The organism is Pseudoalteromonas sp. T1lg21 (assembly GCF_002964625.1).
Classification (GTDB): Bacteria; Pseudomonadota; Gammaproteobacteria; order Enterobacterales; family Alteromonadaceae; genus Pseudoalteromonas; species Pseudoalteromonas gelatinilytica.
Genome location: NZ_PQBX01000061.1, coordinates 519,393 through 534,270, shown reverse-complemented (window position 1 = coordinate 534,270; position 14,878 = coordinate 519,393). Strand labels below are relative to the sequence as shown.

11 protein-coding genes and 1 pseudogene are annotated in these 14,878 nt (G+C 42.1%); 4 read left to right on the top strand and 8 right to left on the bottom strand.

The genetic code is table 11. The features are described 5' to 3' along the window. Positions 1–27: 27 nt before the first annotated feature. From C2M25_RS19125 to C2M25_RS19095, 7 genes are all read right to left on the bottom strand, one after another. Positions 28–555 (bottom strand): MotA/TolQ/ExbB proton channel family protein, encoded by a 528-nt coding sequence (locus tag C2M25_RS19125; protein ID WP_054552070.1) that lies wholly within the window; start codon positions 553–555, stop codon positions 28–30. Between the two features lie 3 nt (positions 556–558). Next, positions 559–1,926, bottom strand: a complete 1,368-nt coding sequence (locus tag C2M25_RS19120; protein WP_105181896.1) for a MotA/TolQ/ExbB proton channel family protein — start codon at positions 1,924–1,926, stop codon at positions 559–561. Between the two features lie 10 nt (positions 1,927–1,936). Further along, positions 1,937–2,689 carry a DUF3450 domain-containing protein gene (locus C2M25_RS19115; RefSeq protein ID WP_054552068.1) on the bottom strand — a complete coding sequence of 251 codons (753 nt, stop codon included), beginning with the start codon at positions 2,687–2,689 and terminating at the stop codon, positions 1,937–1,939. 176 nt (positions 2,690–2,865) lie between these two features. Further along, complete coding sequence (locus tag C2M25_RS19110) at positions 2,866–3,471, bottom strand: DsbA family protein (protein WP_105181895.1); 606 nt, start codon at positions 3,469–3,471, stop codon at positions 2,866–2,868. After that, entirely contained in the window at positions 3,472–4,551 is a 1,080-nt protein-coding gene (locus C2M25_RS19105) for a diguanylate cyclase (protein ID WP_234003614.1), read from the bottom strand. It abuts the gene before it with no gap. Between the two features lie 19 nt (positions 4,552–4,570). Then, positions 4,571–6,460, bottom strand: coding sequence for a methyl-accepting chemotaxis protein (locus tag C2M25_RS19100; RefSeq protein ID WP_105181894.1), 1,890 nt, complete (start codon positions 6,458–6,460; stop codon positions 4,571–4,573). Positions 6,461–6,806: 346 nt separating this feature from the next. Continuing rightward, a complete protein-coding gene (locus tag C2M25_RS19095; RefSeq protein ID WP_063707394.1) occupies positions 6,807–8,078 on the bottom strand; it encodes a sugar MFS transporter in 1,272 nt (423 codons plus the stop codon). 137 nt (positions 8,079–8,215) lie between these two features. On the opposite strand from C2M25_RS19095, the gene C2M25_RS19090 reads away from it, so the two are divergent. Both C2M25_RS19090 and C2M25_RS19085 read left to right on the top strand, forming a co-directional pair. Continuing rightward, complete coding sequence (locus tag C2M25_RS19090) at positions 8,216–9,433, top strand: AGE family epimerase/isomerase (protein WP_063707397.1); 1,218 nt, start codon at positions 8,216–8,218, stop codon at positions 9,431–9,433. Beyond that, positions 9,433–10,385: pseudogene (locus tag C2M25_RS19085) on the top strand (carbohydrate kinase family protein). The gene C2M25_RS19090 and the pseudogene C2M25_RS19085 overlap by 1 nt, the downstream one beginning before the upstream one ends. 58 nt (positions 10,386–10,443) lie before the next feature. Here the strand turns inward: C2M25_RS19085 and C2M25_RS19080 are convergent. Beyond that, positions 10,444–12,087, bottom strand: coding sequence for a M1 family metallopeptidase (locus C2M25_RS19080; protein WP_105181930.1), 1,644 nt, complete (start codon positions 12,085–12,087; stop codon positions 10,444–10,446). A gap of 211 nt (positions 12,088–12,298) precedes the next feature. Here C2M25_RS19080 and C2M25_RS19075 point away from each other — a divergent pair, with 211 nt between their 5' ends. After that, positions 12,299–13,066 (top strand): hypothetical protein, encoded by a 768-nt coding sequence (locus C2M25_RS19075; protein ID WP_105181893.1) that lies wholly within the window; start codon positions 12,299–12,301, stop codon positions 13,064–13,066. Positions 13,067–13,141: 75 nt separating this feature from the next. Continuing rightward, complete coding sequence (locus tag C2M25_RS19070; protein WP_105181892.1) at positions 13,142–14,878, top strand: hypothetical protein; 1,737 nt, start codon at positions 13,142–13,144, stop codon at positions 14,876–14,878.

Here is a 14,878-nt window from a genome sequence, read left to right as displayed (position 1 = left end):
TGATGCTCACATCACCCTAAAATTCGTTTAGTGGTCTAAGACCATGTTGTCTTCAAGTAATTGCACTTCGCGTTTTGCACGACGTTGTAAGAACGTTGAGGCGAAAACCCCTGAAAGTGCACCCACCATACCGGCCATTGTTGGGATAGTGGCTTTAGACACCCCTGATGCCATCGAACGTGCACTGCCTGTGCCTGTGATTGCCATTACATCAAATACTTCGATCATGCCGGTTACGGTACCTAACAGACCTAAAAGTGGACATAACGCAACCATTACGTTGATTAGCGCAAGGTTATTATTTAGTTGCATGCCAGCGCGTGAAATCATCGCTTGGCGAATTTGCTCTGCGTTCCAGCTGTTACGCTCTGCTCTATTGCTCCAAGTGCTTTTTACGTCTTTCTTGTAGCGTTTAAAGCCACCAAAGAAATACATAAAACGCTCAAGTATCAATAACCACATCGCGAAGATGAGGACCCCGATGACCAAGAGAACTTGGCCACCTGTGTCGAGGAAATCACGTAGAGCATTGATTGCATCAATCAATAGCACCATGATTTATGCTCCTTTCTCGCTTCGCTCTGCGATGATACCTGCGCTTTGCTCTTGTAAAATCAACAGCATGTTTTTAGAGCGCGTGTTAAGAAGTGTGTATAAGAATACTGTTGGGATAGCCACAACCAGACCAAGTACCGTTGTTACAAGTGCCTGAGAAATACCACCCGCCATTAATTTAGGGTCACCTGTACCGAACAAGGTAATTGCTTGGAAGGTGTTAATCATACCGGTTACCGTACCTAGTAGACCAAGTAGCGGTGCTACCACAGAGATAATCTTGATTAGCGTCAGGTTACGAGTAATTTTTGGCATTTCACGAATGATTGCTTCGCTTAATTTAAGCTCAAGCGTGTCGTACGCTACATCTGGGTACTGATCTTTCACTTTCATTACGCGACCAAGTGGGTTGTCATCACGTGCCACGGTGTCTTTAAGCTGACGACGGATTTTGCTACCCATAATCATCAGAGATACAAAACGCTCAAGTGCGATTAGTAAAGCGATTAAGCCAACACCTAAGATGATGTAACCTACTGTACCGCCTTGGTGAACTTGCTCTTCAGTATCTGGTGCTTGTACTAAAAGACCTAAAATTGAACCACCTGTAGGGTCAAGCGCGAACTGCACAACACCTGATTTTGTTTGTTGTAAGTCAGTCGCAGTTGCAGTGTAACGGCTGCTTGGCTGACGCGTAAGCTGGCTGATTGTGTTCGTAGCCGGTGTGTACTCTAGGTATTTACCATCTGCGATTAAGTTAAATGCACCAACACGCACCACTTCTTTTTGTGCTTTGCTGCCACCTTCAACAATAACATCTGTTGTAAAGCGAGATACTTTACCTTGCTCAGTCATTTCGCGTTGTAATTCAAACCATACTTTTTCGATATCATCGATAGAAGCAAGCTTTGACGTTGAACCCATTTTTTGTGCTAGCTCATCCATGAAGTTACTACGACCTGGAAGCTCAGCAGAAACAACTGACGTCATGAATTTGTTGCTTGAATCGCCCGCTACTTGTTGTAACACACCGAATAGCTCTTTAAGTGAACCCATACGGTTTGAAAGCGTGTCTGTTAAGTTAGCAAGCTTTACTTCGTTCTCTTCAAACTGAGTTTCTAAACGCTCAGACTCGTTAAGCATTGCAGCACGCTTTGCTTGCGTATCTTTAAGCATTTGTACTTGTTCGTTTTGACGCGCCACGAACTCTTGCTCACGTTGCTTATTCTCAATGCTTTGCTGTGCTTTACCTTGCTCTAATGTTTTTAGTAATGAATCTAAATCCATTGGCTCAGCCGCTAGGCTGCTACCAGCAAAACCAAGGCCAGCTGCAAACACGGCCATTTTTGTCATTTTCGTTAATAATTTCATCTCAAACCTCTTATTCAGCAGCGTGGACTGGCAGTGTTAACATATCTGGGGCAAGTTGCTTACGTGCAATGCGTAAACCTTTGTTGATTTGGCTGATTGCAGAATCTGGTAATTCAACAAACGATTTTGTTTCTTTATCCCAGCTACCTGCTTTTTTGCCGTCGCGTGTTAAATAAATAAGTTCTAAACGACCGATGCGTAAGAAATCCACTTCGCGCTCTTGGCCATCTACATTCAGTAATGATGTGTAAGCTTCGATAGTGCGACCGTAATCAACTTCTACTTGGTAAGCTTCAAGTAAGCGGCGGAATTTTTCACTTGAAGTGATGTCTGCGCGGTCCATCATTTCTTTTAATGATGCAATACGCTTGCTACGTTCTTCAGTTAAGAAAGGCACGTCTAGTGCAACGAATTGCTCAAGACCTGTGATCATACGCATCATTAACGGCGTAATTTGACGCTCGATAACCGATACCTGATCCATTGACTCGTTTAACGCGTCCATTTCAGCAATTTGGTTGTTTAATTGCTTAGTAAGTTGCGCGTTATAAACAGTTAAGCCGTCAATTTCTTTATTAAGGGCTTTGAATTGTTGTAAACGACCTTGCATTGAATCTGCAATCTTGTCGATTTTAGTTTGTGATTGCGCTGCAGATTTGTTTATCTCGCTGCTTTTATCAATTACTTTATCTAGATCGTTTGCATGTACTGCTGCAGATGCCGCTACAATACCTGCTAAAATCAGTGGTTTAACGCCTTTCATCGCATACACCTTTACTCGTTAAGTTAGCTTAATTTGCTAGTTGGGTTGTTTTATTGTGCGAAAGGATAACGATGAAAAATGACAAGCATGTTGCGCAAAAAATACAAAAATATGACAGCTGTAACAATTAGTTTATATTGCGCAAAGATAAGGCAAAAGTTGCAGGGTTTCAGGAACTAAATATGGGATGTTATTTGCTGATAAGTGCTTTGCCAGTCTTGATAATTAACCGGGATAGCAGCGTAGAGCCCTTTATTTTCAAGGACTAAAGACGGAAAACCTTGAATAGGTAAGCTTCTCGCTTGGTTTATTTCGGCCATGAGTAACGAATTTATTTTTTCACTTTCAATTTCGTGAATAAATGCGTTTTTTTCTAAGCCAATTTGCTCAGCAAGGCTTGCAAGGGTGCTGATGTCCGATGGATTTTGTGCATTTAAGTAGTAGGCTTTTTGAATGGCATAGAGCATCTCGTGCTCTTTATTGTACTGCCTTGAAACAAGCACTGCACGGCATGCTGGATAAGTAGAGCGGCGTGGTTGCGCTAAATGCCAAAACTCATGATTAAATGGCGTGTCAAGTTGCTGTTCAATACGCTGCCATGTTTGCTGTAAAAACTGCTGCATCTCTTTTGGCATAGGCTCATCTGAATCAGGCGCGAGGCCACCCACTTTATATTCAATAGCCAGTTTATCGCCAAGGGCCGCTTTTAGTTTTAACCAGGTTTCTCTGTAGCCCCAACACCAACTACACATTGGGTCGTATACATAAATTAGCTTTGCCATTTAGCTTATCTCAGTTAGATCAGAGACCACTACATTACGCCCTTTTGCTTTGGCTTTATAGAGGTTGTCGTCTGCTTGTTTAATCGCTTTACTAAATTGGCTGCCTCGTTCGAGGCTAGCAATGCCAATACTACACGTAATAGTCACAGACTGCCCCACATCATAAGGGATCTGTTTTTCGGCGACATAACTACGCAGTTTTTCAGCCACTGCATGGGCAATGTTAAGCCCTGCTTTTGGCAGCAAAATAATAAACTCTTCACCGCCATAACGGGCTTTTATATCTGTGCCACGTAATTTATCGTGCAGCATAGAGGTAAAGGCTATTAAAGCCTGATCGCCAAAATCATGACCATAACTGTCATTAAGTGATTTAAAGTTGTCTAAATCAATTAATAATACCGACATAGGTAAGTAGTTTGCCGCTTCAGCTTCAAGGCGCGGTTGAATATGCTCATAAATGTAACGACGATTGGCAAGGCCTGTTAGTGGGTCAGTCAATGCATCGCGTTTTTCTATCAAAGTGATGTCAGCAATTTTTTGATGGCTTTTTTGTCTGAAGTATTCACTAATTGCAGAGAATAAAATCACTAAACTAAATGATGCTAAAAAGCGCGAGGTTTCAACTTGCCCGTAATGTGCTTGGCCAAAATTAGGGCTAAAAAGCAGTGCAACTGCACTAGCGTACATAATCCCAACCAACACACTGCCTACTTTTAACCCTAAGGTGACATAAGCCACAATGGGGTAAAACATAAGCCAATATAAAGCGGTGTTTTCTTTGCCGCCGGTGTACACCAAGGCCACACAAAGCAGCAAGATAATCGATAAGATAATGCAACTAATAGACACCAACGCGCCGGTGCGAAAGTAATACACCATGCAAAGCACAATAGTGACATCGCTCACCACTAACATAATAGTGAGCGGCAAGGCGTAAATTTGATAGTTAGATAACACTAACGAAGTGATTAATACGATGGCAAAAAAAGCCATGGTAAATAAGGTGAAGGCACGGCGCTGTTTATCCGCCGTGTCGACACTGTTTAACGTTATGGCATTAAGCCAATTTTGATCCAAAATTGCAGTCTCTTAACAACTAAACTTTAAATTTAAGTACCAATTTTTCAAGCTCATAGAACTGGGCTTTTAATTTAGTGCACTCGCTCAAGGTGTTATTAAGATTACTTTGACCTTGAGTAGACAGCTCACTAATTGAATGTATGTCACTGTCTAAGCTTTGAATTACTTGGTTTTGCTCAGTTGTGGCATTTGCAACACTGTGGTTCACCTCATCGATTGACTCAATAGCACGGGTAACCTCAGCCATTTTTTCGCCCGCTATATGAGCTTGTTCAACACTCTTTTCACTATCGCGAATACTGGTTGTCATTACCTCAACCGCAGACGCAGAGCCTTGTTGTAACTGAGAAATAGTGTCTTCGATTTCTTGTGTTGATTGCTGGGTACGGTGCGCAAGTTGACGTACTTCATCTGCTACAACCGCAAAGCCACGACCTGCTTCACCCGCACGGGCCGCCTCAATAGCTGCATTAAGGGCTAGTAAGTTAGTTTGCTCACTAACACCTTTGATCACTTCAAGTATTTGGCCGATGCTTACAGTGTGCGCATCTAAACTATTAATGGTTTTTTGTGCCTGCTCCATATTGCGAGACAAGGCATTAATTGCTGTTAAGTTATCAGCTAATGCAGATTGGCTTTGTAATGATTGGCTATTCGCACTCGTTGCTAACGTTGACGCATGACTTGCACTGTTTGAGATTTCTACCGCGCTTGATGTCAGCTCGTTAATAGCTGTGGCAACGTTATCTGTACGCTTTGTTTGATCAGCATACATGGCTAATGTGCCTTGAGTTTGGTTAACTAAACTCTCAACTAAACGCTCAAGCTCAACGGTGGTATTTTTAACTTGTTCAATTGATGTATGAATTTTCTCGATGAACGCATTAAAGTAATGGCTTAGCTCGCCAAACTCATCATTATTTTCAACCTCAAGACGACGGGTTAAATCACCCTCTCCCTCTGCAATATCTTTAATCGCATCGTTTAAGCGCTGCATTGGGCGCATTAAATAACGAAGCAAAAATTGCATCATTAATACAATCGCGACAATACCCATTAGCATGTAAATAGCCGCCATATTTCTAAATGAGGCAACCGATGAATAAGCAATTTCTTCGTTGATCACCACACCTAAATACCAATCAACGTTTTGAATTCCTTTGATTTTGGTGAATGACACTAATTTGTCTAAACCACCCACTTGTACTTCTACAAACTCAGATTGTAACGACAGGCTCTTGCCGAATAAATCACGCATGTTTTTGTCATTAAATTTAGTTTCTGGGTGGCTTAAAATACGGCCTTCACTATCTAGTAAAAAGCCATAACCAAACCCTAAGAAGTCAATTTCGTTGACGATTTTAGTTATGGTTTTCATGTCGATGTCAGCACCCGCAACACCGCTAAACACACCGTTGGCTTGCATTGGCGCTACGGCCGAAATAGTTAGTTCATTGGTGGTTACATCAATATAAGGCGCTGTAAAGGCTGTGTTCGTTTTGTTTTCTACAAGTTTGTACCACGGCCGTGTTGTAGCATCGTAATCCGGTGGTAAAACAACCGATTGGTCATTCAATACAAAGGTGCCGTCAGTGATACCGATGTAGGTGTTTTTAAAACCACCGGCTTTGTCAGCAGTATTGAGCTGTGTGAGCGTAAGCTCTTTGCTATCGCCAAGTTGATAGGTATCAGCAACAGACGAAACAATCGCTAATTTAGCATTTAACCAGTTAGCTATGTTTTGCGACACTGACTGAGAAATCTCTTGAAGAACGAGCGAGAGCTGCTCCTGCGTTTGGCTGCGCATAGAGATGAAGTTATTAATCGTGAATAAACCGAGCACTATCACTAAAACCAGTGATGCAGCCACAGTTACCTTGGTGGTAAATTTAAGAGTGCTTTGCATGACAAACCTGTTTGTTATTTTTTTCGTTGTTAGCCTCTTTATATTTAACAAATTTAAAGCTCTTTGTCTTATAAAATTAAGCTAAAACTAGAAAAACGTTCCTTTTATTAAAGTACGCTTTCTTTGAAAATCAATTACTTTGTTAACGGCAGCACATTCAACTTCTTAAGTCGCCTTTAATAAATAACAGTAAAAACAAGCTTGGAACGTTCCTACAAATAACTACTTTAACCGCCCCTGAATACGTATTCATTAAATCATTTTGTCATCAAGTTTTGTTGGCTCTAGCAAAAAATGGCACAAAAAAACCCCGCAACTCAGTGCGGGGTTTTATTAATCGTAATTGTTAGCCGATGCGTTTTTTCCAGCTATCAGCTAAGCGAACAACGTTTAAGCCGTACCAAGCGATAAATGCATAACAAATCACTGGTACAAAGAAGCTTTGTTGAATACTAACAGTATCTGCAACCACACCTTGCACTAACGGTACTAATGCACCACCCACGATTGCTAAACATAACCAACCCGACCCTTTACTGGTCAGTGATCCTAAGCTTTCGATTGCAACTGAGAAAATCGTTGGGAACATGATTGAGTTAAATAAACCAATCGCAAGTACTGAGTAAAGCGCAACATTACCTTCAGTGAAAATAGTCACTAACAGTAATACAATTACCATCATGGCATTAAAGAATAACGCTTTTGAAGGCGCAATCTTTTGCAGTGCTGCAGAGCCAATGAAACGACCCACCATTGCACCGCCCCAGTAATAAGCAATTAGGCTTGCAGCCGCATGCTCTTCAAGGCCAGCAATGTGTGCTTCACCAAAGTAGTTTACTAAGAAGCTACCAATTGAAACCTCTGCACCTACATAACAGAAGATACCTACAACACCCATCATTAAATGAGGCGCTTCAGCTAGGCTGTGGCCTTTCGCTTTGCAGTCTTGCTCTTCTGAGTGCTCAGAAATAACCGGTAATTTAAAGAAGGCAAATACCACAGCAATGGTCAGTAGTGCTGCTGCAAGCATGAGGTATGGCACTTTTACAGATTCAGCAGTGGCCGCGTTGGCAGCTAGTGTGCCCGCTGTACCGAAGAATAAAATACCACCCACATATGGTCCAACTGTAGTACCAAGTGAGTTAAGTGCTTGAGCTAAATTTAAACGTGACGACGCCGTTTTTTCAGGACCTAACGCCACAACATACGGGTTAGCAGATACCTGTAGTACGGTAATACCTGATGCTAAAACAAATAACGCACCTAAGAATAACCAATATTCATGCACAACAACTGCTGGGTAAAATAACATACAGCCAATTGATGCCACGACTAAGCCTGTTAGCACACCATTTTTATAGCCCAGTTTTTTAACCAACATGCCCGCTGGTAGCGAAACAATAAAGTAAGCACCAAAGAAACAAAACTGAACCAGCATTGCCTCTGTATAGGTTAAATCGAATACCCCTTTTAAGCGCGGGATCAACACGTCATTTAAAACTGTAATGAAACCCCATAAAAAGAACAGGGTTGTCATTGCCGTCAGTGGTAGCAGGTAGTTTTTATTTTGCTGCGAACCATCGGCGACAAACGATTGGTTTGTATTTATTTCACTCACGTGGTTTTCACTCCGTTAACAAGTTACCTTTGATTCTACACATTGAAGTAAAAATAGCACAAAGATTTACTAGGAACGTTCCAATATTTTTATTTCCTGCTATAGTTGCTAAATGTACACAGATTTATTGATTGACCATGGCAACAGTTGACTTTAAAAGCCCTGATTTTCTTAAGCAGCATATCCAAGATACCCTTGCTTTTTATCACCCCCATTGTGTTGACCATTCAGCTCATGGCTTAGCGGGCTTTTATCAGTTCTTTAAAAATAATGGCGCGATTTACGATAAACACACTCGCCATTTAGTTTCGAGTACCCGCTTTGTATTTAACTATGCGATGGCATACATCGAATTCAAAGAGCCAGAATATTTAAGCCTAACTAAACATGGTTTAGCCCACCTTGAACATGCGCATAAGCAAGCATCTGGTGGTTATGCTTGGCTTATTAAGCAAGAAGATAACGGCGCAGTCACTGTGTTAGACGATACTAACCATTGTTACGGGCTTGCCTTTGTTATGCTTGCAAACGCAGTAGCCTTAAAAGCAGGGGTAAACGACTGCAAAAATACAATTTCTCAGGTTTGGGATTTATTAGAGCAGCACTACTTTGAACCCCAGCATAATGCCTATTTAGATGAGCAAAATGCCGATTTTAGCTGTGCAGATGACTATCGTGGCCAAAATGCCAATATGCATTTATGCGAAGCCTTACTCATGTGTTTTGAAGCAACCAACGAGACCCGTTATTTAAAACGTGCCAAACAACTTGCCGAAACTTTTACGGTAAAACTGGCAGCACAGAGCCAACAGTTTGTCTGGGAGCACTACGCTAAAAATTGGCAAATCGATTTAGATTACAACAAAGATGACCCGCAGCATTTATTTAGACCTTGGGGATTTCAACCCGGGCATCAAACTGAGTGGGCAAAACTGTTACTTATTTTAAACCGCCATATTGATGAACCTTGGCTGGTAACGCGTGCTAAAAGCCTGTTTGATGAAACCCTAAGCATCGCGTGGGATCAGCAACATGGGGGCATTTTCTATGGCTTTGCACCAGATAAACAAATTTGTGATAGCGATAAATACTTTTGGGTGCAAGCCGAATCATTAGCCGCAGCGGCCCTACTCGCTGATGCTACACATGACGAAAGCTATTGGCAATGGTACGAAAAAATTTGGCAATACAGTTGGCAACATATGGTAGATCACCAATATGGTGCGTGGTATCGCATTTTATCAGCACAAAACCAACCATACAGTGACGAAAAATCGCCAGCAGGTAAAACCGACTACCATACTATGGGTGCCTGCTACGAAGTATTAAGAACCTTAACCTTGAGGAATGCATAATGAGTTTAGTGTGTTTTGGCGAAGCATTAATCGACTTTTTATCAGATGGTAAACAACCAGAGTCATTTACTAAATACGCAGGCGGCGCACCTGCTAATGTGGCTGTTGCAGCAGCAAAACTAGGCCTAAACACCAGCTTTTGCGGCATGTTAGGCGATGATATGTTCGGTCACTTTATTAAACAAGAACTTGACCAGCATGCGGTAAACACCCAGTACTGTACATTCACCGATGCCGCGAAAACAGCGCTGGCGTTTGTATCACTTGATGACAGTGGCGAACGCTCGTTTAGTTTTTATCGCCCACCAGCCGCTGATTTACTGTATCGTGTAGACGATTTCGACCATGCAATGTTTGCAAATCACGCCATCATGCATGTATGCAGCAACAGTTTGACTGAGCACAACATCTATCAAACCACAATTTATGGTTTAACGCAGGCGAAAAAAGCCGGTGCAATTTGTAGCTTTGATATGAATCTGCGCGAAAACCTATGGCCAAGTATGCGCCATACACTCGATAGAATGTGGCATGTTATTTCATTGGCAGATATCGTTAAACTCTCATTTGAAGAGCTTGAGTTTTTAAATCAAAGAAGCCATCAAGAAATGTCACTTGAGCATACTATCGATGCCATTTTAAAGGCCGGTGTAACCTGTTTGCTGGTTACCAATGGCGGCGAAGCAATCAGCTTTATCACGCAGACTTTAAAGGCCAAGTTAGCCCACCAGCGACAAAAGTGGTTGATACCACAGCTGCAGGTGATGCGTTTATTGGCGGCATGCTGTCAAAGATTGGTCAGCACTGTGAAAACAAACAAAGCTTTAAAGCGTTTTGCCAAACGCCAGAGAATATCGAACAAACCATTGCTTATGCAGCTAAAGCTGGCGCTTTTGCAGTAAGCCGCTATGGTGCATTTGCGTCTTTACCAAGCGCAGCCGATTTAGCCTAGAGCTTTGTTTAGGTTGAGTAATAAGCCCAGCATTAGTAATAAATGCCGGGCTTATTCGCTATTGCTCAGCTTTACATTTATCGATAATTGGTAAATACCTAAACACCTTCATGTTTGGATCGATCACCACATGATCCCCCGCTTTTAAAGCAATGCTAATCTCGCCATTTTCAACAGAATAAGTTTGCAACGAGCCGTTTATTTGCACCGGAACTGGCATAGGGAATGGCTTACCTTGCAAAGAGTTTTTGTTCCATTTCAGCGTCAAGCTGTTAGCTGATTGAATAACATCAAGTTCCGGTAATTGAGCCTGTTTTAAATACACATCAAACAGCCAGCTATAATCTTTCGCCGTTAAGCGGTTAACAATAGCAATAAACTCATCGGTATTTCGATATCGCGGTGAAATTGGATAAGCCAATTGCTTGGTGTCGTTCACCCCATAAAGCAGCTCACGGGTGGCTTGCCAAAATAACTCATCACCAATCAACCAGCGTAAGGTATGTAAAGTCCAACTGCCTTTGCCATAAATATCAGGGTTGAATGCTTGATCTGAGGTTATATCGCCATCAAGAACAATGGCTTTACAGTTTTTCAGCCCTAAATACGACTTATACATGCTGTGGTTATAGGCCGCTTCACCGAATTTATACAAGCTATAACTTGGCTGCATGTAACTGCCAAAGCCTTCGTGTAGCCATGCATCGTTGAGTTTTTCATGGGTCATTAAATTACCAAACCACTCATGAGCTAACTCATGCTGTAATAACCAATCATATCCGCCTGCATCACGCTTATATTTTTTACCATAGGCATTGATAGTTTGATGTTCCATACCTAAATGCGGTGTTTCAACAAAGCCCAGTTTGTCATTCCCCCATGGGTAAGGCCCTAAAAAGCGCTCAAAAAACGCGACTTGAGAACGTAAATCCTGCTCTATTAGCATCGACGCTTGCTGTGTGTGTTTAGTAAGTGCCCAAAATTCAATCGGAACCTCAGTGCCATTAATACTGGTATAACTGCGCTCAATACGTTGATACGGGCCTATGTTCAGAGCAATGTTATAGTCGCTTGCAGGCACAGATAGCAGCCAATCAAATTGTTGTTTGTGTGCACCGACTGGTTTTACGCTTTGCAATACCCCGTTGGTTACCGCACTTAAACCATTTGGTACTGTGAGCCTTATGCGCATGCTATCGGCTTTGTCAGCAAAATGATCTTTACATGGCCAGAATAAATCACAGCCTTCGCCCTGCACTGCGGTAGCTATCCACGGCTCGCCGCTTTCGGTTTCAGCAAATACAAACCCGCCATCCCAAGGGGCGTTTTTAGCAATATGGGGGTTGCCCTCATAGGCTACCGCAACACTCACTGTGCTGCCCGCAGCGTATTGCTTACCTAAATCGATATTTAGCAGACCTGCATTGCGGGTATAGTTAAGTGTTTTATCGTCAGAGGTTATGGCAGTGATTAAAAATCGGCTATCAAGTTTTAGTTCAACAAATTGGCTTGCAGATAGCATTTTAAACTGCGTTTTCGACACGCCTTTAATGCGTTTATCATCAGGAAACACTTCAAGTGATAAGTCGTAAAATTGCACATCGCTTTTTAGTGCAACTGCCGATAATGGCTGACCTGTATCACCAACGCTTGGATCAAGTGGCAAAGGTTTAACACTACAGCCAGCTAAAATGGCGGTCATAGCAATCGCTGTAGCGCTTTTAAAAAAATGAGTTACCTGCAAAACATCTACTCCATGTCGTTATTATTGTTATTAAAATATGACATAGCTGAAAGATTAAAACTGTGCTTTGCGTTGAATAACAAAACGAAAATATTTCATCATCAAATCAATGCAAAAAAGCCCAGCGTTTCTATAATTAATACTGTGATTTACTTAAAAGGATTTAATAATGCTCACTTTAAAACAACCTCGTATGTTAACGATTTTATCTTTCGGTTTAGTATTCGCCTCACCAACTGTTTATGCCGACCAATGGCAATTTTCTGTAGAGCCTTATTTAATGGCCACTGCGATTGATGGCAGCTCGGCAATTGGCACTATAGAAGCCCCCCTTGAAGTCGAATTTGATACCATTTTAAACAACCTCGACAGCGCATTTATGCTCCATCTTGAGGGATATCATCAATCAAACTGGGGTTTTATTGCTGACTGGGGTTATATGGATTTAAGTAAATCTCATAACGCCCCAAAACTTGGCGTGCTCAGTGCCCGGGTGCGCCAAGCCGTGCTCGAATTAAGTGTTGCGTACCGTTTTTCTAGCCCTTCGATGGGTGATTGGGTTAACTATGTGGGTATTCGTCGTTGGGATAACACCTACGAATTCGACCTTGACCCTAACTTTATGTCGCAAGTGTCCGTGGTCGACAGAGATGAAGATTGGATTGACCTCATTTTTGGCTTTCACTTGAACAAACAATTAAGCGAACATTGGCAGTTAACAACCGCAGGGGATCTCGGTGGTTTTAACTTAAACGCTAAATTGACTGGCAGCTTTAAATTAGGTGCGGTGTATCAAATAAACCCACATTGGGATCTAGGTATGAGCTATAAAACCACGTATGTAGATTACCAAACAGGCCAACGCGGAAATAAAAACTTCTTTAGTTATGATACATTTACCCACGGCCCGCAAATAAGCGTGAGCTATCAGTTTTAGTCGTTAGCCCGCTAGTAATTTGTTTCTATTTCATGGTATGTTTTTTAACTAATTAAAGTAAAAGGAATTCATCCTATGAATAATAAGCTTCTTGCTGGGGGCGCAATTGCGATTGTTGCAGGTGCGTTGTTGTACTCACAAAATAAAGCCAGTGTTGAGGTAGATTTACCTGAGCTTGCCTACGTACCTGCCGATACGGCGGTTTTTTATGGTCAACTTAAACCGTTTCCGTACAGCAAATACTTTGCGCTTATGCCAGATGCAATGAAAGGCACGAGCGATTTAACGCCCATTATTGCTGAGCTTAAAACAGTTGATGATAAGAATGCCCTATTCCTTGCATCACTGATGGAAAAATACCAACAATCACTGAGCTCTTACGACGCCTTCAAATCGATTTGGGGCTTTGGTGATGACTACAAAGGCATGATGTATGCGCAAGGTTTAATGCCGATTGTACGTTTTCAGGTCGCTGATCAAAGCAGCATTATCAATAGCATTAAGCAATCTGCTGATGAAGCAGGTATTGCGTATACAACTGAAAGCCTTGAAGGCGTAAGTTACACGCGCTTTACCATTGAACTTGAAGGCTTAGATAACTTCAACCTAATTGCATCAACGCACAACAATTGGGCTACCTTAACGCTGACCACTGCGCTTTCTAATGATCAAGATTTACGTATTGCCCTTGGCGTAGAAAAACCGGCTCAATCACTGGCTGAGACTAAAAAGCTACCTGAGCTAATTAAAACTTTCTCGCTTGATGGCAACTCGGTTGGCTTTGTTGATCATCAACGTATCGCCAATGCTATAACAGGCAAAGAAGACTCTCGCTTACACCAGATGCTCAAAGAGCTACTTGATAAAGCCCAGCAAGCGAATGCATTAGCAGCGATTTCAACACCTGAGTGTCAAGATGACATTGCAGCCATTGCCGCTAAATGGCCTGCGACTGTATCAGGCACAACAAAAACCCGTATTACCACCGACTACGCCGACTTTGACGTAAAAGCAGTACTGCAAAGCACAGATCAAGACTTACTAAATACCCTACAAGCCGTGCGTGGCTTTGTACCAAAACACACCACCGGGCTTGACGGGCAAATGATGAGTGTTGCTTATGGTATTGATGTAGCAAAAGTACTGCCACTAGCCAATACATTAACGGGTGCAATTAAGTCAGCTGAGTTTAACTGTGGCCCAATTGTCGCACTACAAAATGAAATGCAAGAAGTAAGCACCGCTGGCCTTGCTATGATGTCGGGCTTTGCTAATGGCGTACAAGGTATGAGTGTGAGCGTTCAAGACGCTGCATTTACTATCGATGACTACAATGGCCCACAAATAGACAAACTTGATGCCATCGTTACCTTATCGGCTACTGATGCCCATGGCTTGTATTCAATTGCGCAAGGTTTTGTGCCGCCGCTTGCTAACATAAAACTACCAGCCAATGGTGATGCCGTACTGATCAATGAATACATTCCATCGCCTGTGCCACTTAACTTTGATATAAAAATGGCCCTTAAAGGCAATCATATTGTGATTTTTACGGGTGATAAGTCAGCGCAGATTGCCGAGACTTTAGAGTCGCAAAGTGTTACTAAAAATGGCTTTGTGAACATGGCATTCGACGTACAAAAAATCTTATTACCTTTGCTTGATACGATTGCTGCAACGGGTCAATTAAGTGATGAAGAAATGGCTGAGCTTGATTCCCTACGCGACCAACCTGTAGGTGTGTATTTTGCCACAGACATTACCGACAACGGCATTGGCCTTGAAAGTAACGTACAAATTACTAAAAAGTAG